The sequence below is a fragment of the Pandoraea pulmonicola genome, assembly GCF_000815105.2.
In the GTDB taxonomy this organism is placed as follows: Bacteria; Pseudomonadota; Gammaproteobacteria; order Burkholderiales; family Burkholderiaceae; genus Pandoraea; species Pandoraea pulmonicola.
This window is the reverse complement of record NZ_CP010310.2, coordinates 4,358,934-4,381,366: the sequence shown is the minus strand read 5'-3', so window position 1 is coordinate 4,381,366 and position 22,433 is coordinate 4,358,934. Positions and strand designations below refer to the sequence as shown.

The following is a 22,433-nucleotide window of genomic DNA, read 5'->3' as shown; positions in this document are numbered from 1 at the left end:
AAAACGTGCCCCTATTTCTCGCTTATCTGTCGTTGGATTGGCTTCTTGCGGTCTACCTCGGCATGTGGAACGCGGTGGTTCCTATCGTCTTGCTTGACCGCTTCGGCGCGACGGGCGTGGTGGCCTATGAGATTGCGCTTGCCGCGTGTGCTGTCATCGCGCTACCAGTCGCCGCTTTATGGACCGAGCAGCTTTCGCGGGCGCAGGTCATGCGTTGGGCGTGTTCGATCATCGTGTTATCCGGCATGTCGCGGCTCGCGATTGCGGGGGCAGCGCTTGGCCTGACTTTCTGGATGCTGAACGACATGATCGCTGTCGCCGCATTTGCGTCCATGCAACCGCTGCTTGGCGTCTATCCGGCGGAGACGGTCGAAAAGGTCCGCGTGCTCGCGGCGTTTCGACTGAAACGGGTTGTGGTCAATCTCGGCCGTATCTGTGGACCATTGCTTTCCGGCACGGCTTTACTCCTCTATACCTGGCAATACGCTTTGGGGTGCCTGGCAGTTCTCGGTTGTTGCGCGCTTCCCATCCTGTTAAGACTGCCGACACTGCCGTCGCCGGATCGAAGGCAATCGCCAGTGCCCATTTCCGCGAAGACGATACTGCATCGTACGTTTGCCGGCTTCGCCTTAAAAGTCCGACTATCGGCGGAACGATGCTTCACGCTCTGGGATATGTTGCTGGGTGTCGCGACCGCGGGGGTCGTGCCGGTGCTCATTCCTCAAGTCGTGCGACAGGCCCGACTACCGGAGTCGCAGGCCGGCTGGCTGATCGCAGCATTCGTTATCGGATCTATCGCGGGCGTTGCGATTCTTCATCCGATGCTTGCCAGCGCATTCGGACGCAGGCCTGGCTATGTTGCCGGTTGGGTAGCGCTGGGCGTCAGCCTCGCAATGGCAACGGTCGCGGATACCACCGTTTGGCTGGGAGCGAGCTTGATGTCGGCAGGGGCCATCGGGGCTTGTTTGTCGATGAATGGTATTGACCGGCGCGTCATCGCGCTGCCATCGCGCGTACGCGTCAGAGTCGCTGGTGCAACGCTGCTGACAACCCAACTGGCGGGTATGTTGTCGTTCGCGCTGTATGGCATTTCATACGCTTCTCACACCACGGAAGGCCGATGGTGGCTGTATGGTGGCCTGGTCAGCATTGCCGTGTTGTCATCGTGCCTCGCCAGTGAGCCATGGAGACTCCTTGGCGTAAAAGACACGGAGGGCAGCGTCGAAAAATTCTATTCCGATCGATATCCCGAAGCCTTCGATGCGGCCGAGCCAGTGCAACGGGACGCCGCCGAGTAACCGCTCACGCCCCTTGATCGCCGATCTGCGGATTCCGCTCGAATCCATAGGTCTGCGCCAATGCGTCTGCGCGGACGAAAGCGAAGGGCAGCGAGTCGCCGTTGCGCCAGTGCAAACGCGTGGACTGTCGCGCTCGCATCGCATCGCTGTCACCCTCACCCCTACCCCCACCGTTATCGAACACTTCGAACGCTTGCGCGATATCGGAGACTTGCGTGAGCAGATCGATGTCGTGATCATGCAGCAGCGCGAGCGTCGGGCCGGCTTTCGAATTCGCCTCTGATCCATCCGCCGCTTTCGCCTCGCTTGCCCCGCCGACGAACGCGACGTTTCCGTCCTCGTCGAGCAGGCAGGCTTGCGGCGCGAACGCGCGTCCGAGCTGATCGGCGAGCACCGGCGCGCCGCGTCCGCCATTGGCCTGCGCGTCCCACGTCAAGCGCACGACGAACGGCGCATACGCCAGCGCCACATACACGCGTTGCGGTCCGTTCTGGAAGTACCATCGCCCCCCTTCGTCACACGCGTAATTGCGTGCGATGAACGCAATCAGCGCAGCGTGGCGAATCGGGTCGCCCGGAGCGCCCGCGGCTTGTGCCGCGTCGTCGCGCATGCGCCATTGCCCGCGTCTGTCGAGCGCCAGCCAGCCGTAGCAATGCGGCACGTTGGGCCATTTGGCCATCGCCTGTCGAACGATTTCATCCATGACGTAACCTCATACCGCAGCCGGCAGAAACTGACGGAAATAGTCGACGACCGTGCGCGGCATCCAGGTGAGGCCGCCGGGAAAGGCGCCGGTCATGAAGCCGACGTGACCGCCATGCGCCGGCTGCAGCAAGTGCACATAGCGGCCGACGTCGTCTTTGCCCGGCAAGACGTTGGCGGGCTGGAACGGATCGTTGCGCGCATTGATCACGAGCGTGGGCACTTCGATGGCCGGCAGAATCGGTTTGCTCGACGCGCGCGTGTAGTAGTCGAACGCACTGCGATAACCATGCAGCGGTGCCGTCACGACGTGATCGAATTCGCCGAGATCGCGGGCGGCCATCATCAGCTCGCGGTCGTACAGTCCGGGATACTGTTCGAGTTTGGCGAGCGCCTTCTTCTTGAGCGTGCCCAGGAAGTTGCGCGTGTACACCATGTTGAAGCCGCGCGAGAGCGCGAGGCCGCCCGCGCGCAGATCGAGCGGCGCGGAGATCGCACAGGCCGCGCTCACGATCCGCGCAGCGTGTCCTTCACGCTCGCCGAGCCAGCGCAGCAGCACGTTGCCGCCGAGCGACACGCCTGCCGCGAAGATCGGGCCCGAGGTATTGGCACGCAGACGTTGCAGCATCCAGTCGATCTCGCTGCTGTCGCCCGAGTGATAGAAGCGCGGTGCGCGGTTCATGCGTCCGCCGCAACTGCGAAAGTGGGGGATCACGCCGCGCCAACCCTGTGCCTCGACATCTCGCATGAGTGTGCGCGCGTAATGGCTGCCGGAGCCGCCTTCGAGCCCGTGAAAGAGCACCACGAGCGGCGTCTCGACGAGCCCGTCGGGGGCGGGCGGCGATTTTTTCGACGCGGGGGGCGCCACCAGCCAGTCCACGTCGACGAAATCGCCGTCGGGCGTGTCCCACGTCTCGCGTCGGAATTCCACGTGCGAGCGGCGACCGAGCAGGGCTGGGTAGATCGTCTGGCTGTGACCGTCGGGCAGCCACCTCGGCGCCCGGTAATCCTGAGGAAGAAACGCTGCCGGCCGGGCCGTCATTGCGACACCGCGCGGGTCAATGCAGCCCGTCCGGACGCGCGTGCATCATCAGGCTGAATTGCTCGACGGCATGCGGCGGCAACGGGCTGGAATGGATGTGCGCGAAGCGCCAGTCGCCTTGCTCGTGCACCAGGACATACGTCGTGTGGATGAGCTGGGCGGTGGCCTGGCCGGCGTCTTCGCTGCCCACGCGCATCGCTTCGGTCGCCGTGTGCACGACCGTGCCGACGGTGTCGTATTCGGTCGTGTCGAGCGAGTCGATCAGCACGACGCTCTGCGCGAACTGGGCGACCAGGCCGCTGCGGATCTGCTCGAGACCGTCCCAGCGGGTGCCGTCGGCGCGGATATAGCTGACGAAATCCTCGTTCGCCCACAGCGACATGGCGCGATCCGTCTGGCCCCGGCGCAGTGCGTCGTAAAAGGCCGTGATGGTTTCGCTGGCAGCATCGAACAGACGGACAAAACGTGGCATGAGGATCTACCGTTGAGTGTTGGCGGGGCGGGCTGCGGACGGCGATGGGTGATGTGGGCACCGTCGTCCGACACGAGCACCGGCTCAGCGCTGCGTGAGCAGAATGTTGCGCAGGTTCGCGAACACATGCTCGGGCATCAGTTCGTTGAGGCAGCGCATGTGGCCGAGCGGACATTCGCGGGCGAAACACGGGCTGCACTCCAATTGTAGCCACAGGACGTGCGCCTGATCGGACAGCGGCGGCGTGTGGCGCGGATCGGACGAGCCGAAAAGCGCGATCTGCGGCCGGCGCAGTGCCGCCGTCACGTGCATCAGTCCCGAGTCGTTGCTCACCACCGCGTTGGCGCGCGCGAGCAGGGCGCAGGCCTCGGCTAGCGACGTCTGCCCGCACAGGTTGCGCACGAACGGGGCCTCGGCGGCGATCTGCTGGGCCAGCGCACCGTCCTTGCCTGAGCCGAGCGCGACGATCTGCGCATACGGGAACGAGCGGCGAACCAGTTGCGCGAGCTGCGCGAAATGACCCGGCGGCCAGCGCTTGGCCGGACCGAATTCGGCGCCGGGACAGAACACGACGAGCGGCACGCGCAAGTCGAGCCCGAAGCGGGCGTAGACGCGGGCGGACTCGTTCAGATCGGCTTCGATGCGCGGCGTGGGCAGCGTCTCGGGCAGCTTGGCACCAGGCGCGAAGGCAAGCGCAGCGTAGTGCCGCACCATTGGCGGGCGCTCGTCCTTGCGCGGATTGGCGTGGCGCACGTTGAGCAGGCCGTAGCGCTGCTCGCCCTTGTAGCCGATGCGCAGCGGAATGCGCGCCAGCCACGGAATCAGCGCCGACTTCAGGGAGTTCGGCAGCACGTAGGCGGCGTCGTAACCCTCGTCGGCGAGCACGCTCGCGAGCCGGTAGCGCTCGAGCGGCTGCAACTTGCCGTGCGCGAGGTCGGTCGAGACCACGCGCGAAATCTCCGGCATGCGCTCCAGAACCGGGGCGACCCAGCCGGGGGCGATCGCGTCGATGGTCAGACGCGGATGCAGACGCCTCAGCAAGGTAAACAACGGCTGCGCCATCAGCGCGTCCCCAATCCAGTTGGGGGCGATCACCAAGGCTTTATGCATCGTGGCGGAGACTCTTACGTTAAGCGTAGCGGTGAAACGGAAAGGCGGCTGGGCGGCGCATCGTCAGGCACTAGCGCGGCGCCCGTCCGCACGGGGCGGGTCGGCGCGGCTCAGTGACCCTTGAGCACGACGCCGGCCTTCAGGCGGTAACGCGTGCCGCAGTACGGGCACGCGGCTTCGCCGTGGCTCACGTCGATGAACACGCGCGGATGGGCGCTCCAGGCTTCCATCTTGGGATTTGGGCAATGGACCGGCAGATCTTCTGCGCCGACTTCGACGACCGGCATTTCTTTGACTTCGCTCATGGGGTTCTGACCGTGATGGGTATTCGGGATTCTGGGAGTTGCCCGGCCAGCGACGCGGAACCAAGTTTCCGGTGCCCTGCCGATTCACCAAAAGTCGCTATTGTAAAGCAGCAGCGGCCCTTTGCGGATGCAGGGCCGCCGCGGCGCCGCTCGCACCCATGGACGGTTTCGTCCCCGCGTGGCGCGCACGCGACACCTCGCCCGCTGCATCTGCAAAAACGTGCAGATGTACGGAATGAGCGTACTAAGCAACTGCTTACCATGGCTATAATGGACCGTCGTCCGCCGCCAATGATGAATATATTCAGGAGAGACTCCGGCAACCCTGGCGGGCGCCGTGACCGCTCGCGGTCATCTTGGGCGTGCCGGGCGCCGTCGGGACCGCTTTGCCCCGCAATGCCAGACACTGCGCCGTTTGCTCAGGCGCTCGCCCCCCAAACCGACCATGTCAATGCTTCGTCTGCCTGCCGCTGAACGTGAAGGGTTCGCGGCCGGTTTCCGCATTATTTCGCCGCTGTTGCCAGCCATTTTTTCGTGGGGGCTCGTGACCGGGGTCGCCATGAGCAAGTCGGTGCTCACCGTGCCGCAAGCCATCGGCTTTACGCTGATGCTCTACGCCGGATCGGCCCAACTGGCCTCGCTGCCGCTGTTCGCCGCCGGTCTGCCACTGTGGACGATCCTGCTCACGGTGGGCGTCATCAACCTGCGCTTCGTGATCTTCAGCGCGGCGCTCCAGCCGCATTTCTCCTATCTGTCGCTGCCCCGGCGCCTGGTGCTGGGCTACGTGAACGGCGATCTGGGCTTCGTGATGTTCATGAACCAGAACTTCGCGAACGGTTATGTGCCGGGAAAGGAGGGCACGTACTACGGCGTCGCGCTCAGCAACTGGGCGGTCTGGCACGTGTCCTCGATCATCGGCATTCTGCTCGGGGCGCTGGTGCCCGACAGTTGGGGCCTCGGCTTCGCGGGCACGCTCGCGCTCATTCCCATGATGGTGCATACCATCACCACGCGCTCGACCCTGCTGGTGGTGACGCTGGCATCGGTCATCGGTCTGCTCGCGTTCGATCTGCCGTACCGCCTCAATCTCGTGCTCGGCGTGCTTGGCGCGCTCGCGGCCGGAGTGGTGTGCGACGAACTCGCGGCACGCCATGCGAAGAAGCTCGCGCTCGCCGGCGGTGGCGCGGCGACGCTGCCCGATTCGCGGGGAACGCAAGGCGTGCCGGCGGCGGTCCCGCTTGCGGCATCGGCGCCCGAATCGTTGGCCGAATCTTCCGGCAAGCCGTCCGCTTCCGAGGAGTCGCGCTCATGAGTACGTTCGAAATCTGGTTCGCCTTCGTGGCGATGACCGCGGTGACCGTCCTCACACGGACCTTCTTCCTGCTTGCCGGCGACCGTGTCACGCTGCCGCAGCGGCTGCAGCGGGCGTTGCGCTACGCGCCGGCCGCGGCGCTGGCCGTGATCGTGGTGCCCGAGGTGCTGCTGCTCGATCATCAGTTCGCGGTGCATCTCGGCAATCACAAGCTGGCGGCGGCCGTCGCCGCCACGGGCTGGTTCGTGTGGCGCCGGAACATGATCGAGATGATCGTCGTCGGCATGGCCGTCTACACGCTGGGACGTCTGTTCCTGTAGGGGGAACCGCGGACCGCCAAAATGGGCATCCGGCCGGTCGGATCAGTTAAAATGCATGTTTTTCCCACTATTTATTCCGGATTCTCATGGCTTCCGTCGTACGTCTCACCGATCTGATCGCTCAGGGCCGCCTTGCGGGCAAACGTGTCTTCATTCGCGCCGATTTGAACGTGCCGCAGGACGACGAAGGCCGTATCACGGAAGACACGCGCATCCGCGCCTCGGTGCCGGCCATCCAGATGGCGCTCGACGCCGGTGCCGCCGTGATGGTCACGTCGCATCTGGGCCGTCCGACCGAAGGCGAGTTCAAGCCCGCCGACTCGCTCGCCCCGGTCGCGCAGCGCCTGTCGGAACTGCTCGGTCGTGACGTGAAGCTCGTCGCCAACTGGGTCGATGGTGGCTTCGACGTAGCGCCGGGCACTGTCGTGCTGCTGGAGAACTGCCGCGTCAACAAGGGCGAGAAGAAGGACAGCGACGAACTGGCGCAGAAGATGGCCAAGCTGTGCGACGTGTACGTGAACGACGCGTTCGGCACCGCCCACCGCGCCGAAGCCACGACGCACGGCATCGCCAAGTACGCGCCGGTGGCCTGCGCAGGCCCGCTGCTGGCCGCCGAACTCGAAGCGCTCGGCAAGGCGCTGAACGCTCCGGCCCGCCCGCTCGTGGCCATCGTGGCCGGCTCCAAGGTTTCCACCAAGCTCACCATTCTCAAGTCGCTTGCCGACAAGGTCGATCAGCTGATCGTGGGCGGCGGCATCGCCAACACGTTCATGCTCGCGGCCGGCCTGCCGATCGGCAAGTCGCTCGCCGAGGCCGATCTGGTTGGCGAGGCCCGCGCGATCATCGACGCGATGGCCGCCCGCGGCGCCTCGGTGCCGATCCCCACGGACGTCGTGTGCGCCAAGGAGTTCAGCCCGACGGCGCAAGCCACCGTGAAGGCCGCTGCCGACGTGGACACCAACGACATGATCCTCGACATCGGCCCGCAAACGGCCGCCAAGCTCGCCGAACAGTTGGGCAGTGCCGGCACGATCGTGTGGAACGGCCCGGTCGGGGTGTTCGAATTCGACCAGTTCGGCCATGGCACCGAGACCCTGGCGCGCGCCATCGCCGCGGCCAAGGGTTTCTCGATCGCCGGCGGCGGCGATACGCTCGCGGCCATCGCCAAGTACGGCATCGCCGATCAGGTCAGCTACATCTCCACCGGTGGCGGCGCGTTCCTCGAATTCCTCGAGGGCAAGACGTTGCCGGCCGTCGACGTGCTGCAGCAACGCGCCGCACAGGCCGGTTGAGGCTCGCAAGCACCAGGTGGGGCGGGGTGCCGGGCCGATCGGACAGGCGTTGACGGGGGCAGGATGAGCGCATTTTGGGGCGCTCATTGCGAACGTCAGAGATCGAATCGAACGATTTCGTACAGACAATACGAACTTTTTGGTTAACCTGCGGCGGCCTAAATGCGCTACAAACCTCTAAGCGCCAGCAATGTCGAACGCGCTGTTACCCAAAGAGGATGAATAGATGGAAGTCATGAACCGCTCCACCAAGATCGTCGCCACCATCGGTCCGGCGTCGAGCACGCCGGAAGTGCTCTCGCGCATGATCGCCGCGGGCGTCGACGTTGTCCGCCTGAACTTCTCGCACGGCAAGGCGCAGGACCACATCGAGCGCGCCGAGATGGTGCGTGCGGCTGCCAAGGCGGCGGGCCGCGAAGTGGCCATCATGGCCGACCTGCAGGGCCCGAAGATTCGCGTCGGCAAGTTCGAGAACGGCAAGACCACGCTCGAGGCCGGCGCCAAGTTCATTCTGGACGCCGACTGCGAGCTCGGTAACGACGAACGCGTCGGCCTGGACTACAAGGAATTGCCGCGCGACGTGCGCACGGGCGACGTGCTGCTGCTCAACGACGGCCTGATCGTGCTGATCGTCGATCGCGTGCTCGGCAACGAGATCCACACGACCGTGAAGGTCGGCGGCGATCTGTCGAACAACAAGGGCATCAACCGCCAGGGCGGCGGCCTCACGGCGCCGGCGTTGACCGCCAAGGACATGGAAGACATCAAGACCGCGATGGCGCTGGGCGCCGATTACGTCGCGGTCTCGTTTCCGAAGAACGCCACGGATATGGAAATGGCGCGGCGCCTGGCGAACGTGGCGGGCGAGCCGTACGGCATCAAGCCGCTCATGATCGCCAAGATCGAGCGTGCCGAGGCTATTCCGGCGCTCGAGGAGATCCTGGCGGCATCGGACTGCATCATGGTCGCGCGCGGCGATCTGGCCATCGAGGTCGGCAACGCGGCGGTGCCGGCGCTGCAAAAGCGCATGATCCGCCTGGCGCGCGAGATGAACAAGACGACCATCACGGCAACGCAGATGATGGAGTCGATGATCCACAACCCGGTGCCCACGCGCGCCGAGGTCTCGGACGTGGCCAACGCCGTGCTCGACGGCACCGACGCGGTGATGCTGTCGGCCGAGAGCGCCGCAGGCAAGTACCCGGTCGAGACGATCGAGACGATGGCGGCGATCTGCGTCGAAGCCGAGCGCTCGGAGACCGTGGAACTCGACCGCGACTGGCTGGACCAAACTTTTACGCGCATCGACCAAACGATTGCGGCCGGGGCGCTGTTTACCGCGTATCATCTTGGCGCGAAAGCGATCGTGGCGCTGACCGAGTCGGGCGCCACGGCGCTGTGGCTGTCCCGCCACAAGATCCATGTGCCGATTTTCGCGCTGACCTCGCAGCTCGGCAGCCACCGCAAGATGGCGCTGTACCGCAATGTCTACGCGATGCGCGCCGACGCGGCGCACGACCGCGATCAGGCGCTCAAGCAGGCGGAGCAACTGCTGCTCTCGAGCGGCGTGGTCAAGCGCGGCGACACGGTCGTGCTGACGGTCGGCGAGCCGATGGGGCAACCCGGCGGCACCAATACGTTGAAGATCGTTCAGGTGGGCCACGCATGACGGAATGGGGCCGCGCGTGCGCGGCGAGGCCAGGTGCCACGCCGCCCGCGAGCCGTCGTCATGAGGGGCGCCTCCGGATCGAGAGAAAGATTTGCTTAGTTTTGTGATTCCAAGGAGAACATCATGCCCCTAGTCTCTATGCGACAGCTGCTCGACCATGCCGCCGAAAACGGCTACGGTCTGCCGGCCTTCAACGTCAACAACCTGGAGCAAGTCTCCGCGATCATGGCCGCCGCCGACGAAGTCGGTGCGCCGGTGATCATGCAGGCTTCGGCCGGTGCTCGCAAGTACGCTGGCGAAGCGTTCCTGCGTCACCTGATTTCGGCCGCCGTCGAAGCCTACCCGCATATTCCGGTGGTGATGCACCAGGATCACGGCCAGTCGCCGGCGGTGTGCATGGCCGCCATCAAGAGCGGCTTCTCGAGCGTGATGATGGACGGTTCGCTCGAAGCCGACGGCAAGTCGGTCGCCAGCTACGAGTACAACGTCGAAGTGTCGAAGAAGGTCGTCGAGTTCTCGCACTACATCGGCGTGACGGTGGAAGCCGAGCTGGGTGTGCTGGGTTCGCTCGAAACGATGAAGGGCGACAAGGAAGACGGCCACGGCGCCGACGGCACCATGACGCGCGAGCAACTGCTGACCGATCCGGACCAGGCTGCCGACTTCGTGCATCAGACGCAGTGCGACGCGCTGGCCATCGCCATCGGCACCTCGCATGGCGCCTACAAGTTCAGCCGCAAGCCGACGGGCGACATTCTCGCCATCGACCGCATCAAGGAAATCCACCGCCGCATCCCGAACACCCATCTGGTGATGCACGGTTCGTCGTCGGTGCCGCAGGAACTGCTCGCCGAAATCCGCGAGTTCGGCGGCGACATGAAGGAAACGTACGGCGTGCCGGTCGAGGAGATCGTCGAAGGCATCAAGCACGGCGTGCGCAAGATCAACATCGATACCGACATCCGCCTGGCCATGACCGGCGCGATCCGTCGCTATCTGTTCGAAAACCCGAGCAAGTTCGACCCGCGCGACTATCTCAAGCCGGCGCGCGAAGCCGCCAAGCAGGTCTGCAAGGCGCGCTACCTCGCATTCGGCTGCGAAGGTCAGGCCGGCAAGATCAAGCCGATCGCGCTCGAGAAGATGGCCGAGAAGTACAAGAGCGGCGATCTCGCTCAAATCGTGAAGTAAATCAGGCGTATCGGGCGTATCGGGCTCGTGCGGGTGTGACCCGCGCAGCCTGTCGCCCGGCCTGACGCGTCGCCGACGCGTCAGGTCGCAGGCCCGGCTTTTGCCAGCACTCGCTGGAACAGAAGCCGGGCCTTTTCTTTGGGCATCTGCAACTGGAATCGGCCGCCGAGCTCCGAGCCGATCATGGCGGTGACCATTTCCACGCCATCCACGATCAGGGTCATCTGCTCATTCATGTGCGCGCGGGAGAAGTCCCGCATGCGGGCGGCCGCACTGTCGCGCAGATGCATTGTGATCACCACGTCGGCGTCGGGCGGGCTGCCCTCGGTCTTGGCCGGAAACTGCAGACCGAGCAGTTCGATGTCGCGCGCGGCGTACAGGGCGAAGCGCACGGTGGCGCCGTCGTTCTCCGGCGGGGTGATGGCGGTCAGGCGCGGAAGTGCCGGAAGCTCCGCGCGGCCCGAGGGCGATGTCCCTGACGAAGCCGAGCTTGCCGAGGCCGCGTTCGGTGCCGTCGCCCGTTGTGTGGCGGCATGTGGCGCATGGGGGGCGGAGCGCGACGTTTGCGCCAGCGCGGGGGCGCCCGAAAGCGCCAGTACGAAGGGGATGATGGCCAGGAGTCGTGTGGCGAAAGGCTGCCGGACATTGCATGGAGTCGATTTGATCGTCATAGCAGCCCTTTTGTCGGGTGAACGTTTCCATTGTAGGTAACATCCGCGTCCGGCGAAGGACGGTGAAATACCGGGGTAACGGCGCGTCGGGCAATGCCGTGCGGAGTAAGGTGGCGGGAATGTGGCGGGAATGTCGCTCCGCCGATGCAAAACGACAGGCACCCGACCGATCCCGGAAGTCCGCCGGAATGACGCGTGGCAGTCTCCTGCCTCCCGTCAACCAAGCCCTCCATGGGCAACCCGGAGTTATCGATGCCGCTTACTCGCTTTCCCAAGGCCCTCGCCGCGAGTCTCGGGCTTTCCAGACCCGAAGCGTCCCCGCCATCGCCCGCGCGTTCTGGCGCGATGGCGGGCTCCCTTTCCGGTACCGCCAATCGTGCGCCAAGGTCCATGGATCAAGCCGGTATTTCCCCTGCCGGCGCCCAGACGTCGCGAACGCGAGGCCAGCAGACCCCTGAACATTCGCGCATGGCGATGGCTGCCGACTGGAAAGGCAGCAAGGCGGAGGCTGCCGGCAAGGGCATGGCGGACGTGAAGGGCGATAAAAATACCGGCGACGCGACGGCCCTGTGCGAGACGCCCATCCGTCTCTGGGCGTGCGACGACCCGACCCCGGACTGGGCGTCGTCGGTGCGCGGCATGGCACAGGACTGGTCCGACCGTTACGGCGTGAACACGTCGAAACTGATCCGGGTGGGCAACGAATGCACCCGTTACGGCCTGCTCGAACTGGGTGGCTACCGGTTCATTGTTGGACCCACGGCGATCCCGGCGGAAGCCCGGGGCCTCACGCGCATGCTCAAGACGTATCCGCAGATCGGTGCGATTTTCTGCGTCGAGCCAGGCACCATGCAGATGGCGGGCGAGCCTCGCGACGGTCTCGACAAGGCCGGTTACCACGAGCGACCGATCGGCGGATACATCGCCCGCGTGACGCGACGGGGCGAACGCCAGCACGGCGAGCATGCACCGCTGACACCCGCCTCGTCTCATGCATCCCTCTCGTCCGTCAATCTGGACGGCGGCCTGTCACACGTTCAGTTCATGGAATTCACGGGCATGGAGCGGTTCGACATGCAGATCGACGGCGCGACGCTTTGGCGCGCGGGCAAGGGCGTTGCGGACTTCATGCGGCGCAACCCCGGCAAGGTCGCATTGGTGTGTTCGGAGAGCGGCATCGCACGCCCATGCGCCGTGATCGCCAGCGCGGCGTTGCAACTGCGGGACGGCGACGCCCGGCTGCGTGGTCAGCTCGGCGCGGAAGCCATCGCCCAGCGCTCGGCCGCGAGCGATCATCACATCAATGCGGCGTCCCGCAGCTTCGATCTCATTGCCGAGTTTTGCCGGCTTACGGCGATGTTGCGCTCCGCGGGACGGGGCGATCCGCGCAGCGAGCGCAAGGTGCATATGCTCAACAAGCATCTGCTTGGCAGAACCGGCAAAGTGCGGATCGACTGGCAAAGCGGCGAGGGACGCCGCAGACTCGCCGCCATTCTCGAAACGAACTTCGAGCAAGTCGCGCCGGTGCTGGCCTCCGGCGGCCTGCCGCCCGGTACGGCGATACTGTGGCTGCGTGACGAGATCAATGTGCTCGGCGGCATTCGCTTTCTTACCCCCGCCTACGTCGGCGGCCATACGGACCGGATCTCGCAGGAGGTCATCGCGCCGGAGAGTCCGGATGCCGTCCAGCTGTTGTCGTTCGACGACTACGGGCTCACCTGCGACAACAAGTATTACGACGTGAGTTCGGTGGCCGATTGGTACCGGCATTGCCAGGGCACCACCAAGCCGATGCCGAACCCGATTTCGCGCGCCCCAGTCGTGGCATTGCTGGTACATGCGTCGGAAAAGGCACGTCTGGAGGCCAGGTTTCGCCGCTGGCCCAGCTGATCCACCGGAGGTCGAATCCGGCGAACGGTCCACGAACGGCCTGCATGGCGCGAAGATGACGGCCCCACGGTGCCTCGCCGGGGCCGACATCTTCGTGAAGCGCCCCCTCGACGCGCGTATAATTACGCCTTTGCCCTTCCTGATATCGGGTCCCCGCCGTGACTACCCCCGCTCTGAACGCCCTGTACGAATCCTCCCTCAAGAGCCTGCCGCTGCTCTCGCGCGGCAAAGTGCGCGACAACTATGCCGTCGGCGACGACAAGCTGCTGATCGTGACGACGGATCGCCTCTCGGCGTTCGACGTGATCATGGGCGAGCCGATTCCGGGTAAGGGTCGCGTGCTCAACCAGATGGCCAACTTCTGGTTCGACAAGCTTGCCCACGTGGTGCCGAATCACCTGACGGGTGTTGCGCCCGAGACCGTCGTGTCGGCTGACGAAGCCGCCCAGGTCGCCGGCCGTGCGGTCGTCGTCAAGCGTTTGAAGCCGATCCTGGTCGAAGCCGTCGTGCGCGGTTATCTGGCCGGCAGCGGCTGGAAGGACTACCAGGCGAGCGGCGCCGTGTGCGGCGTGAAGCTGCCCGCCGGCCTGCAGAACGCGCAGCAACTGCCCGAACCGATCTTCACGCCGGCGGCCAAGGCCGAACTGGGCGAGCACGACGAGAACATCAGCTTCGACGAGATGGTGAGCCGCATCGGCCGCGAGCTCGCCGAGCAGATCCGCGAGATCTCGATCCGCCTTTACAAGGAAGCTGCCGCTTATGCGGCCACGCGCGGCATCATCATCGCCGACACGAAGTTCGAATTCGGTCTGGACGACGACGGCAAGCTGCATCTGATGGACGAGGCGCTGACGGCCGATTCGTCGCGTTTCTGGCCGGCCGACTCGTACGCCGTGGGCAGCAACCCGCCGTCGTTCGACAAGCAGTTCGTGCGCGACTGGCTCGAAACGCAGCCGTGGGGCAAGACGCCGCCCGCGCCGAAGCTGCCCGACGAGGTCGTCGAGAAGACGGCCGCCAAGTACCGCGAGGCGCTGGAGCGCCTGACCGGCCAGCAACTGGCCTGAGCAGGGCGTTGAAGACATGAGCGACAAACAAGCCGTGACGCCGCGCGTTGGCGTGGTAATGGGGTCCAATTCGGACTGGGAAGTCATGAAGAACGCGGCCGCGATCCTGGCCGAGTTCGGCGTGCCGTACGAGGCGCAGGTCGTCTCGGCGCACCGCATGCCGGACGACATGTTCCGCTACGCCGAAGCCGCCCGCGAGCGCGGGCTCGTGGCGATCATCGCAGGCGCCGGCGGCGCCGCGCACCTGCCGGGCATGATCGCCGCCAAGACCACGGTGCCGGTGCTGGGCGTGCCGGTGCCGAGCAAGTATCTGCGCGGCGAGGATTCGCTGCTGTCGATCGTGCAGATGCCCAAGGGCGTGCCGGTCGCCACGTTCGCCATCGGCGAAGCCGGCGCGGCCAACGCGGCGCTGTTCGCGGTGTCGATGCTCGCCGCCGGCGACAAGGCGCTGGCCGACAAGCTCGAAGCCTTCCGCGCGAAGCAGACCGAAGCGGCGCGCGGCATGACGTTGCCCGCCCTGTAAAAGCAGAACGACCGACCTCGTCTCCCGTCTTCACAACGATGAAATCCGCATCCGCTGCGTCTGCGCATTCGACGCACCCCGCGCACCCCGCACATCCTGTCCTGCCCGGCCAATGGCTGGGCATGCTCGGCGGCGGCCAGCTCGGCCGCATGTTCTGTTTCGCTGCCCAATCGATGGGCTACAAGGTCTGCGTGCTCGACCCGGATCCGCGTTGTCCGGCAGGCGCCGTGGCCGATCGCCTGATCGTCGCCGATTATCGTGACGAGGCGGCGCTCGCCGAACTGGCGGTGCTGTGTCCGGCGGTGTCGACCGAGTTCGAGAACGTGCCGGCTCAGTCGCTCGACTTCCTCGCGAAAACCACGACCGTGAGTCCGGCCGGGCGTTGCGTCGCCATTGCGCAGGACCGCGTGGCGGAGAAGCGCTTCATCGAAAGTTGCGGCGTGCCGGTGGCCCCGCATCTCGTGATCGAGTCGAACGATGCGCTCGCCGCCGTCGGCGACGCCGCCCTCGCGAGCGTGCTGCCCGGGATTCTGAAGACCGCGCGTCTGGGCTACGACGGCAAAGGTCAGGTGCGGGTGAACACGCCTGCCGAAGCGCGCGACGCCTACGCCGCGCTCGGCGGCGTGCCCTGCGTGCTGGAGAAGCGTCTGGCGCTGGCGTTCGAGGTGTCCGTGCTGAGCGCACGCGGCGCAGACGGCACCGTGGCGACCTATCCGCTCGCGCAGAACGTGCATATCGACGGCATTCTCGCCACCACGACCGTACCCGCGCCGGACGCGGCGCCGTCGCTGGCCGATGCCGCACGCGCGGCAGCGGCGATGATCGCCTCGCGGATGGATTACGTGGGTGTGCTGTGCGTCGAGTTCTTCATCCTCGAGGACGGCACGCTCATCGCCAACGAAATGGCGCCGCGTCCGCACAACAGCGGTCACTACACGATCGATGCCTGCGCGGCGAGCCAGTTCGAGCAGCAAGTGCGTGCCATGGCCGGCTTGCCGCTGGGCGAAACGCGCCAGCACTCGCCGGCCGTCATGCTCAACGTGCTCGGCGACGTGTGGTTCGACGGCGCGGGCAAGGACCATCCGCGCACGCCGGCGTGGGCCGAGGTCGTTGCACTGCCGTCGGCGCGCCTGCATCTGTATGGCAAGGAAGAGGCGCGCGTGGGCCGCAAGATGGGCCACATCACGTTCGCAGGCGCGACGCTGGACGAAGCGCGCAAGGCGTGTGTGTCGGCGGCGGCGAGCCTCGACATTCCGCTGGAAGACTGAGCGATGGCCTCGCCTCAGGCGCCGCGCGTCGTCATGCCGGCGGCCCACGACATCGCACAGGCCGCAGCGCAGCTCGCGGCGGGCGAACTCGTCGCGTTCCCGACCGAGACGGTGTACGGCCTCGGCGGCGATGCCGAGAACCCGGCTGCCGTCGCGGCGATCTATGCCGCGAAGGGACGTCCCGCCAACCACCCGGTCATCGTCCATTTTTCCCCGGAAGCCGACCCCGGTTACTGGAGCGACGACATCACGCCTGCCGCGCGCAAGCTGATGGACGCGTTCTGGCCGGGCCCGCTCACGCTCATACTCAAGCGCGCACCCCACATTCCCGACGCCGTCTCCGGCGGGCAGGATTCCGTGGGCCTGCGTTGCCCGTCGCATCCTGTCGCACAGGGGCTGCTGCGGCAATTCGAGTCGCTCAAGGGCGGGCAGGGCGGTGTTGCCGCGCCGTCGGCCAATCGCTTCGGTCAGGTGAGCCCGACGGCTGCCCAGCACGTGCGCGACGAATTCGCCGGGCTGCCCGGTGTGACCGTTCACGTGCTCGACGGTGGCGAGGCGGCCGTGGGCATCGAGTCGACGATCGTCGATCTGTCGCGCGGCTTTCCCGCGTTGCTGCGCCCCGGGCACATCACGCCGGCGCAGATCGCCGAGGTGCTGGGCGAGATGCCGCGATTGCCGGGGCAGGACACCGATGCGCCGCGCGCGTCGGGTACGCTCAAGGCGCACTACGCGCCGCGCACGCCGCTGTATTTGTGCGACGCTGGCCAGTTCGCACCAGCGCTGGCGGTGCGCCCGGCGGGCGAGCGCGTCGCGGTGGCGGCGTTCGCGCCGACGCTGGCGGCCTTGCCGGCCGACGCCTCGATGTCCGACGACGTCGTCAAGATCGTGTTGCCGGCGACGCCCGAGGCGCTTGCGACCGATCTCTACGCGATGCTGCGCCGCTTGGACCGCGAGAACGTCACGCACATTCTGTTCGAGCGCCTGCCCGACACGCCGGCATGGGCTGCCGTGGGCGATCGCCTCGGCCGGGCGGCGGCAGCGTTCGCGCGCGAATGATGTCGGACGGGTAGGGCCAACGGCTCAACGAAAAAGGCGCGGAATCCCCGCGCCTTTTTCATGGAACGCGGCAACGCGTCGCGTCAGAGCGTTTTGCGCGAGGCGCCGACACTGTCTACGCCATCGCTCGATGACGCTGGCACCGATGCCGTCGCCGGATGCGCCGCCAGCCAGGCGTGCCGCCACTCGGGCGGGCCGAACAATGCCATCCACTTGTTGCGCCAGCCCGGCAGGGTGAAGACGTCGTGCGCCATCGCGCACCACTCGTGGAACGTCAGCGTGATCGGGTTGTGTGTATGGATCTGGTCGACGATGCCGAACTCGCACGGCTCGTCGTCGCTCTCCTCGACATAGGAGCCGAACAGGCGATCCCAGGTGACGAGCACGCCGGCGTAGTTGCGGTCGATGTAACGCGGATTGCGCGCGTGATGCGCACGATGAATCGACGGTGTATTGAGCACGTACTCGAGCCATCCCAGTTTCGGAATGGCTTGCGTGTGCACGAAGAACTGGAACGCGAGATTGAGCAGGACCACGCCTACGATCTGCAGCGGGGCGAAGCCGATGAGCGCCATCGGCGTCCAGAACAGCCACATGCCGGCAATCGGATACATCAGGCTCTGGCGGAATGCGGTCGACAGGTTGAGCCGCTCCGACGAGTGATGCACCACGTGCGCGGCCCAGAGCCAGCGGATGCGATGGCTGGCGCGATGAAAAACGTAGTACAGAAAGTCCTGCACGAGGAAGAGCAGCAGGAAGCCGACCCAGCCGCCGGGCATGGTGTGGATGCGATGGTGATCGTAGATCCATGCATAGAACGGCACGACGAGCAGCCATGCCAGCTTGTCCGCCCCCTGGTGCATGAGCGCGAGCGTGGCGTTGCTCACGGTGTCCTTGAGGCTGTACATGCCGGGGCGGCGACGCCGCCAGTACCAGGCTTCGATACCGATGCACAGCACGAATACCGGCGCGAGCGCCAGCAGGATCAGCTCGACGTTCATGACCTCGCGTCTCCTCACGATAGGGTCACCTGAATCGGTGTCCCGCCGTCTTGGCGGCGGTGACGCCGATGGAACGTCTATTCTGACGCGAATGTCCGCCTGTCACGCGTCGGTTAGAGGGAAACGTCAAAAGGCCGATGTCCGGCCGGCCGCCTGCGGTTTCGACGTTTTCACACGCGGCGCCGGGCGCTGCTTGCCGGCGCCCAAGGTTCACGGGGCGTTCTCGTACACCCAGGAAATGAGGGCGTCGTTGAACGCACGGGCATTGCTGGCGCGTGGATCGTTCACCAGCGAGACCACGACATAGACGTTGCCGCTGCGCGAGCCGACATAGCCGGCCACGGCGCTCACGTCGTCGAGCGTGCCCGTCTTGATGTGGGCGTTGCCGGCCACGTCGCGATTCGTCAGCCGATTTCGCATGGTCCCGTCGACCCCGGCCGTCGGCATCGATTCGACGAGCACCTGCGCGTTCGGCCCGTTCATGCCGTGCTGCAACAGGCGCGCCAGCTCCGCCGCGCTGATGCGCTCGACGCGCGACAGGCCCGAGCCGTTCTCCACGACGAGGCCTGGCATGGCGAGATCGTTCCTGTCGAGCCAGCGCCTAAGCACTTCGCGCGAGCGCGCGAGGCTCGCGGGCGTCTTGCCGTCGGCGCCCAGGCCCAGCGTCAGGAAGAGCTGACGCGCCATGACGTTGTTGCTGAACTTGTTCATGTCGTGCACGACTTCGGCCAGTGTCTGACCGCGATGCGTGACGAGCAGCCGCGCGCCGGGCGGTACCGTGCCTGTGCGTACGTTGCCGTTGAACTGACCGCCCGAGGCCTGCCACAGCGCGCGGAAGCCCCCGAGGAAGAATCGATCCCGGTCCGGCGCGGCCACGTTCCAGCCCTTGTCCTCGCAAGCGGCGGGATACGTGCCGGAGAAGTGGGCGATGTAGGCGCCGTCCGGCGTCGTGCCCAGCGTCGGATGGATGCGCGTGAGCCAGTCGCCGCAATTGCCTGCCGGCGTGGACGACATCTCGTTGGCGACCTGCAGGTTGGCCAGCGGCGGCAGCACGCCGACGTCGACGGTGCCGTTTGGATTGCTCGCGAAGCTGAACGAGACGGCCTTGAACGAATAGAGCAGCGGGTCCGGTGCGACGTTGTACGGGCGATCGTCGCCGCCGTCGATCGCGCTGGTCGCGCCGATGTCCGCACTGTAGGCCGAGCGGTCGAGCACGATGTCGCCATTGAGGTTCGCGACACCCGCGTTATGCAACTCGGCGATGAACTTTTCCATCTCTTCGGGCACGAGCTTGGGATCGCCCGTGCCCCGGAAGTACAGGTTGCCATTGAGCGTGCGGCCGTCGAATTGCCCGTCGGTGAACGCCTGCGTGCGCCAGCGGTAATCGGGCCCGAGCGTGTCGAGCGCGGCGATCGTCGTGACGAGCTTCATCGTCGAAGCCGGGTTGCGTGGCACGCCCGGATTGACCGCGAGCAGTGGCGGCGCGATGGTGCCGCGTGTCTGCAGCGGGTTGTCCACGCGCGCCACGATCACGCTCACGTGCGCGGCAGGTACCTTGCTCGCGGCGAGTGCACGGGCGAGCGGTGCGGGCAACGGTGTGGCATGCGCGGCGGCGGCAGGCACCTTCGGCATCCTCGCGTGCTTGCCCGGCTTCGCTTGCGCGGGGCCGCCCGCAAGCAGCGCGAGGGCCAACATCGACACGCCTAGCGCGAACGGTGCGGACGACGACAAACGAGGCGTTGAGAAAAGGGAGTCGCCGGGGCGGCGAGGAAGACGAGGAAAGCGAGGAACGCGCATGACAGGCGATGTTCTCCAGTGTTGCGCGCAGCGAAACCGTGCGGACCTGGGCGGATCTGGAGTGGGCCAGGCACAGCGGTGCGGACGCGGCGGCGAAGCGGTCATTTGAGTTGCCGGGCCGCGATGTGCGTCTGACATGCGCGGCGCGTGGTTAGCTGCATTGTAAAGCGGCCATGCAACGAACTGTCGCTACAATAGGTTGAAAATTCTCTGAATGTCACCCTTAGGCAACATCCACACGCGGCTCCCGCGCGGGGCGAGCAGGCTCCGCGGGAGCTCAACGATTCCGACAAGCCATGCGAATCCTATTGGTGGAAGACGACGCGATGATTGCGGCGGCCGTGATGAAAGGCCTGCGCCACGACGGCTGGACCGTCGACCATGTTGGCGACGGCCAGCGTGCGCTCGATGCGCTCGCGCTCGAATCGTACGACGCGCTGCTGCTCGATCTCGGCCTCCCGCGTCGTGACGGCATCGATGTGCTGCGCACGTTGCGTGCGCGCGGTCAGACGCTGCCGGTGCTCATCGCGACCGCGCGCGACGCCGTCGCCGATCGCGTCAAGGGGCTCGATGCCGGTGCCGACGACTACCTCGTCAAGCCCTTCGATCTCGACGAGCTCGCTGCGCGATTGCGCGCGCTGGTGCGCCGTCAGGCGGGACGCAGCGAGCCGCTGCTGCGCCACGGCGCGATCGTACTCGATCCCGCAACGCGGCAGGTCACGTGCAGCGGCGCGCCCGTCGTGCTGTCGGCTCGCGAGTACGCCGTGCTCGAAGCGCTGCTCAATCGCCCGGGGGCGGTGCTGTCCAAGACGCAGCTCGAAGAGCGCATCTACGGATGGGGCGAGGAAGTCGCCAGCAACGCGGTGGAAGTCCACGTTCACGGCCTGCGCAAGAAGCTGGGCGCGGAGGCGATCCGCACCGTGCGCGGCGTTGGCTACATGATGCCGGCCCAGGCCGGCGAGATGCCGCCGGCACAAGGTACCGCGGCATCGGAGGCGGACTGATGCGTTCGATTCGTCGGCGTCTTCTCGTCGGGTTGCTGCTCACGCTTGCGGCGGCGCTGGTGCTCGCCGGCGTCGCGATTTTCCGCCAGGCCCGCACCGAGGCCAACGCGCTGTTCGATTTCCAGTTGCAGCAGATGGCCCTGTCGTTGCCCGCCGAACCGTTCTCCAGCGTGCCCGGCGAGCACAACGATGCGGCCGGCCTGGTCATCCAGATCTGGAGTCGCAACGGCGTGGAGCTGTACTACTCGCACCCGGGCACGCCGCTGCCGCCGCGCGCGGAACTGGGCTTTACCACCGTGCAGACGCCCGTCGGCGATTGGCGTGTGTATGCGGCGCTCGTTGGCGAGAACGTCGTGCAACTGGCGCAGCCGATGGCCATTCGAGACTCGCTTGCCGTGTCGATGGCGTTGCGTACGCTGCTGCCGCTTGTCGTCGCCATGCCGTTGCTCGCGTTGCTGGTGTGGTTCGTCGTGGGGCGCGGGCTGCAACCGCTGCGGCGCGTGACGAAGGCGCTGGACGCGCGCGCTCCGGGGGCGCTCGATGTCTTGCCCGAGGCGGGATTGCCCGACGAAGTGCGGCCGCTCGTGCGCGCGCTCAACAGCCTGCTCGGCCGGCTGGACGAGGCGCTGGCGCAGCAGAAGGCATTCGTCGCGGACGCCGCGCACGAGTTGCGGACACCGCTTGCGGCGCTGCAATTGCAGGTGCAGTTGCTCGAACGCGCGCACACGGAGGCGGAGCGCGCCGAGGCGATGCACGACTTGCACGATGGCGTGCAACGTGCGTCGCACATGGTGGCGCAGCTGCTGACGCTGGCGCGTCAGGAGCCGGACGCAGCGCGCGCCGCGACGACCTTCGTCGACATGCCGCTCGCGCCGGTGCTGCGCGACGTAGTCGCACATCACGCGTCGCTGGCGGTGGCTCGTGGCATCGACCTCGGGCTGGACGCGCCCGAGGCGCTAGTGGACATCGCACACGTGCGCGGCGACGCCAACGCGTTGCACACGCTCTTCGGCAATCTCGTGGACAACGCGCTGAAGTACACGCCGCGCGGCGGGCACGTCGACGTGCGCCTTGTCGCCGCGACGCCGGCGGCCGTGGTGGAAGTCGAGGACAACGGGCCGGGTATCGCGATGGCCGAGCGGGAGCGCGTGTTCGACCGCTTTTTCCGCGGCGGTGCGGCGCAGGCCGCGGCGTCCGGACCGACGCCCGACTCGCCCAGCGAGCAGGACGACGATCCGCAAGCGCCGCGCACGCAGGGCAGCGGGCTGGGACTCGCCATCGTGCGCAATATCGCGCGGGCGCATGGCGCCACCGTGGAGTTGCTCGACACGCGCAGCGGCCGGGGGCTGCGCGTGCGCGTGAGCTTCGGCGGCGCGGCCCAGTCACCGCTGCCGCCGATCTGACGAAACGTCGCCCGTCCGCCCGTCGACGGGCCGCCATCACATCACC

General features: G+C 66.4%; 21 protein-coding genes. 13 read left to right on the top strand and 8 right to left on the bottom strand.

The annotated features are described in order from the left end of the window. The first annotated feature begins 5 nt into the window (after positions 1-5). Complete coding sequence (locus tag RO07_RS18695; protein WP_039404796.1) at positions 6-1,298, top strand: MFS transporter; 1,293 nt, start codon at positions 6-8, stop codon at positions 1,296-1,298. 4 nt (positions 1,299-1,302) lie between these two features. On the opposite strand, the gene RO07_RS18690 is transcribed toward RO07_RS18695, so the two are convergent. The 5 genes from RO07_RS18690 to RO07_RS18670 form a co-directional block, all read right to left on the bottom strand. After that, the gene (locus RO07_RS18690; RefSeq protein WP_039404795.1) at positions 1,303-2,001 is read right to left on the bottom strand and encodes a DUF2946 family protein; all 699 of its coding nucleotides are present in this window, start codon (positions 1,999-2,001) and stop codon (positions 1,303-1,305) included. A 9-nt stretch (positions 2,002-2,010) separates the two neighbouring features. Further along, positions 2,011-3,042, bottom strand: a complete 1,032-nt coding sequence (locus RO07_RS18685) for a YheT family hydrolase (RefSeq protein WP_052266716.1) — start codon at positions 3,040-3,042, stop codon at positions 2,011-2,013. Between the two features lie 16 nt (positions 3,043-3,058). Next, positions 3,059-3,514 carry a nuclear transport factor 2 family protein gene (locus RO07_RS18680; protein WP_052266715.1) on the bottom strand — a complete coding sequence of 152 codons (456 nt, stop codon included), beginning with the start codon at positions 3,512-3,514 and terminating at the stop codon, positions 3,059-3,061. 84 nt (positions 3,515-3,598) lie between these two features. Further along, on the bottom strand, positions 3,599-4,624 hold the full coding sequence (waaF, locus tag RO07_RS18675) for a lipopolysaccharide heptosyltransferase II (protein WP_039404791.1): 1,026 nt from the start codon (positions 4,622-4,624) through the stop codon (positions 3,599-3,601). 110 nt (positions 4,625-4,734) lie between these two features. Continuing rightward, positions 4,735-4,929, bottom strand: coding sequence for a zinc-finger domain-containing protein (locus tag RO07_RS18670; protein WP_039404790.1), 195 nt, complete (start codon positions 4,927-4,929; stop codon positions 4,735-4,737). Positions 4,930-5,380: 451 nt separating this feature from the next. Between RO07_RS18670 and RO07_RS18665 the strand changes: the two genes are divergently transcribed. The 5 genes from RO07_RS18665 (at position 5,381) to fba (ending at position 10,710) form a co-directional block, all read left to right on the top strand. Next, the gene (locus tag RO07_RS18665; RefSeq protein WP_084072702.1) at positions 5,381-6,241 is read left to right on the top strand and encodes an AzlC family ABC transporter permease; all 861 of its coding nucleotides are present in this window, start codon (positions 5,381-5,383) and stop codon (positions 6,239-6,241) included. Continuing rightward, on the top strand, positions 6,238-6,561 hold the full coding sequence (locus RO07_RS18660) for an AzlD domain-containing protein (RefSeq protein WP_039404789.1): 324 nt from the start codon (positions 6,238-6,240) through the stop codon (positions 6,559-6,561). The genes RO07_RS18665 and RO07_RS18660 overlap by 4 nt, the downstream gene beginning before the upstream one ends. Positions 6,562-6,647: 86 nt before the next feature. After that, on the top strand, positions 6,648-7,853 hold the full coding sequence (locus RO07_RS18655) for a phosphoglycerate kinase (protein ID WP_039404788.1): 1,206 nt from the start codon (positions 6,648-6,650) through the stop codon (positions 7,851-7,853). Positions 7,854-8,088: 235 nt separating this feature from the next. Next, complete coding sequence (gene pyk / locus RO07_RS18650) at positions 8,089-9,522, top strand: pyruvate kinase (protein ID WP_039412836.1); 1,434 nt, start codon at positions 8,089-8,091, stop codon at positions 9,520-9,522. Between the two features lie 123 nt (positions 9,523-9,645). Then, a complete protein-coding gene (gene fba, locus RO07_RS18645) occupies positions 9,646-10,710 on the top strand; it encodes a class II fructose-bisphosphate aldolase (protein WP_039404787.1) in 1,065 nt (354 codons plus the stop codon). An 80-nt stretch (positions 10,711-10,790) separates the two neighbouring features. Here fba and RO07_RS26345 read toward each other — a convergent pair whose 3' ends face one another. After that, positions 10,791-11,102 (bottom strand): hypothetical protein, encoded by a 312-nt coding sequence (locus RO07_RS26345; protein ID WP_160118101.1) that lies wholly within the window; start codon positions 11,100-11,102, stop codon positions 10,791-10,793. A gap of 747 nt (positions 11,103-11,849) precedes the next feature. Here RO07_RS26345 and RO07_RS18635 point away from each other — a divergent pair. The 5 genes from RO07_RS18635 to RO07_RS18615 all read left to right on the top strand — a co-directional run bounded on the left by RO07_RS18635 (position 11,850) and on the right by RO07_RS18615 (position 17,182). Next, a complete protein-coding gene (locus RO07_RS18635; RefSeq protein WP_039404784.1) occupies positions 11,850-13,271 on the top strand; it encodes a hypothetical protein in 1,422 nt (473 codons plus the stop codon). A gap of 173 nt (positions 13,272-13,444) precedes the next feature. Then, on the top strand, positions 13,445-14,335 hold the full coding sequence (locus tag RO07_RS18630) for a phosphoribosylaminoimidazolesuccinocarboxamide synthase (RefSeq protein WP_039412835.1): 891 nt from the start codon (positions 13,445-13,447) through the stop codon (positions 14,333-14,335). Between the two features lie 16 nt (positions 14,336-14,351). After that, entirely contained in the window at positions 14,352-14,858 is a 507-nt protein-coding gene (purE, locus tag RO07_RS18625) for a 5-(carboxyamino)imidazole ribonucleotide mutase (protein WP_039404781.1), read from the top strand. Positions 14,859-14,896: 38 nt separating this feature from the next. Beyond that, entirely contained in the window at positions 14,897-16,126 is a 1,230-nt protein-coding gene (locus RO07_RS18620) for a 5-(carboxyamino)imidazole ribonucleotide synthase (RefSeq protein ID WP_052266714.1), read from the top strand. Positions 16,127-16,129: 3 nt separating this feature from the next. Continuing rightward, complete coding sequence (locus RO07_RS18615; RefSeq protein ID WP_039404780.1) at positions 16,130-17,182, top strand: L-threonylcarbamoyladenylate synthase; 1,053 nt, start codon at positions 16,130-16,132, stop codon at positions 17,180-17,182. An 83-nt stretch (positions 17,183-17,265) separates the two neighbouring features. Here RO07_RS18615 and RO07_RS18610 read toward each other — a convergent pair whose 3' ends face one another. Next, positions 17,266-18,183, bottom strand: coding sequence for a sterol desaturase family protein (locus RO07_RS18610; RefSeq protein ID WP_039404778.1), 918 nt, complete (start codon positions 18,181-18,183; stop codon positions 17,266-17,268). A gap of 210 nt (positions 18,184-18,393) precedes the next feature. Beyond that, positions 18,394-19,878, bottom strand: a complete 1,485-nt coding sequence (gene dacB / locus RO07_RS18605; RefSeq protein ID WP_052267418.1) for a D-alanyl-D-alanine carboxypeptidase/D-alanyl-D-alanine endopeptidase — start codon at positions 19,876-19,878, stop codon at positions 18,394-18,396. Positions 19,879-20,276: 398 nt separating this feature from the next. On the opposite strand from dacB, the gene RO07_RS18600 reads away from it, so the two are divergent. Together RO07_RS18600 and RO07_RS18595 are read left to right on the top strand one after the other, a co-directional pair. Then, positions 20,277-20,984: a response regulator gene (locus tag RO07_RS18600; protein WP_039404774.1), complete on the top strand. Its 708-nt coding sequence runs from the start codon at positions 20,277-20,279 to the stop codon at positions 20,982-20,984. Then, positions 20,984-22,387: an ATP-binding protein gene (locus RO07_RS18595; RefSeq protein WP_039404772.1), complete on the top strand. Its 1,404-nt coding sequence runs from the start codon at positions 20,984-20,986 to the stop codon at positions 22,385-22,387. Before RO07_RS18600 ends, RO07_RS18595 begins: the two co-directional genes overlap by 1 nt. Positions 22,388-22,433: the final 46 nt, after the last annotated feature.

Excerpts from the sequence above, each read along its gene's own strand:
- RO07_RS18690 (WP_039404795.1), bottom strand. The coding sequence starts at position 2,001 with ATGGATGAAATCGTTCGACAGGCGATGGCCAAATGGCCCAACGTGCCG.
- RO07_RS18685 (WP_052266716.1), bottom strand. The coding sequence starts at position 3,042 with ATGACGGCCCGGCCGGCAGCGTTTCTTCCTCAGGATTACCGGGCGCCG.
- RO07_RS18680 (WP_052266715.1), bottom strand. The coding sequence starts at position 3,514 with ATGCCACGTTTTGTCCGTCTGTTCGATGCTGCCAGCGAAACCATCACG.
- waaF (WP_039404791.1), bottom strand. The coding sequence starts at position 4,624 with ATGCATAAAGCCTTGGTGATCGCCCCCAACTGGATTGGGGACGCGCTG.
- RO07_RS18670 (WP_039404790.1), bottom strand. The coding sequence starts at position 4,929 with ATGAGCGAAGTCAAAGAAATGCCGGTCGTCGAAGTCGGCGCAGAAGAT.
- RO07_RS18665 (WP_084072702.1), top strand. The coding sequence starts at position 5,381 with ATGCTTCGTCTGCCTGCCGCTGAACGTGAAGGGTTCGCGGCCGGTTTC.
- RO07_RS18660 (WP_039404789.1), top strand. The coding sequence starts at position 6,238 with ATGAGTACGTTCGAAATCTGGTTCGCCTTCGTGGCGATGACCGCGGTG.
- RO07_RS18655 (WP_039404788.1), top strand. The coding sequence starts at position 6,648 with ATGGCTTCCGTCGTACGTCTCACCGATCTGATCGCTCAGGGCCGCCTT.
- pyk (WP_039412836.1), top strand. The coding sequence starts at position 8,089 with ATGAACCGCTCCACCAAGATCGTCGCCACCATCGGTCCGGCGTCGAGC.
- fba (WP_039404787.1), top strand. The coding sequence starts at position 9,646 with ATGCCCCTAGTCTCTATGCGACAGCTGCTCGACCATGCCGCCGAAAAC.
- RO07_RS18635 (WP_039404784.1), top strand. The coding sequence starts at position 11,850 with ATGGCGATGGCTGCCGACTGGAAAGGCAGCAAGGCGGAGGCTGCCGGC.
- purE (WP_039404781.1), top strand. The coding sequence starts at position 14,352 with ATGAGCGACAAACAAGCCGTGACGCCGCGCGTTGGCGTGGTAATGGGG.
- RO07_RS18620 (WP_052266714.1), top strand. The coding sequence starts at position 14,897 with ATGAAATCCGCATCCGCTGCGTCTGCGCATTCGACGCACCCCGCGCAC.
- RO07_RS18615 (WP_039404780.1), top strand. The coding sequence starts at position 16,130 with ATGGCCTCGCCTCAGGCGCCGCGCGTCGTCATGCCGGCGGCCCACGAC.
- RO07_RS18610 (WP_039404778.1), bottom strand. The coding sequence starts at position 18,183 with ATGAACGTCGAGCTGATCCTGCTGGCGCTCGCGCCGGTATTCGTGCTG.
- dacB (WP_052267418.1), bottom strand. The coding sequence starts at position 19,878 with ATGTTGGCCCTCGCGCTGCTTGCGGGCGGCCCCGCGCAAGCGAAGCCG.
- RO07_RS18600 (WP_039404774.1), top strand. The coding sequence starts at position 20,277 with ATGCGAATCCTATTGGTGGAAGACGACGCGATGATTGCGGCGGCCGTG.
- RO07_RS18595 (WP_039404772.1), top strand. The coding sequence starts at position 20,984 with ATGCGTTCGATTCGTCGGCGTCTTCTCGTCGGGTTGCTGCTCACGCTT.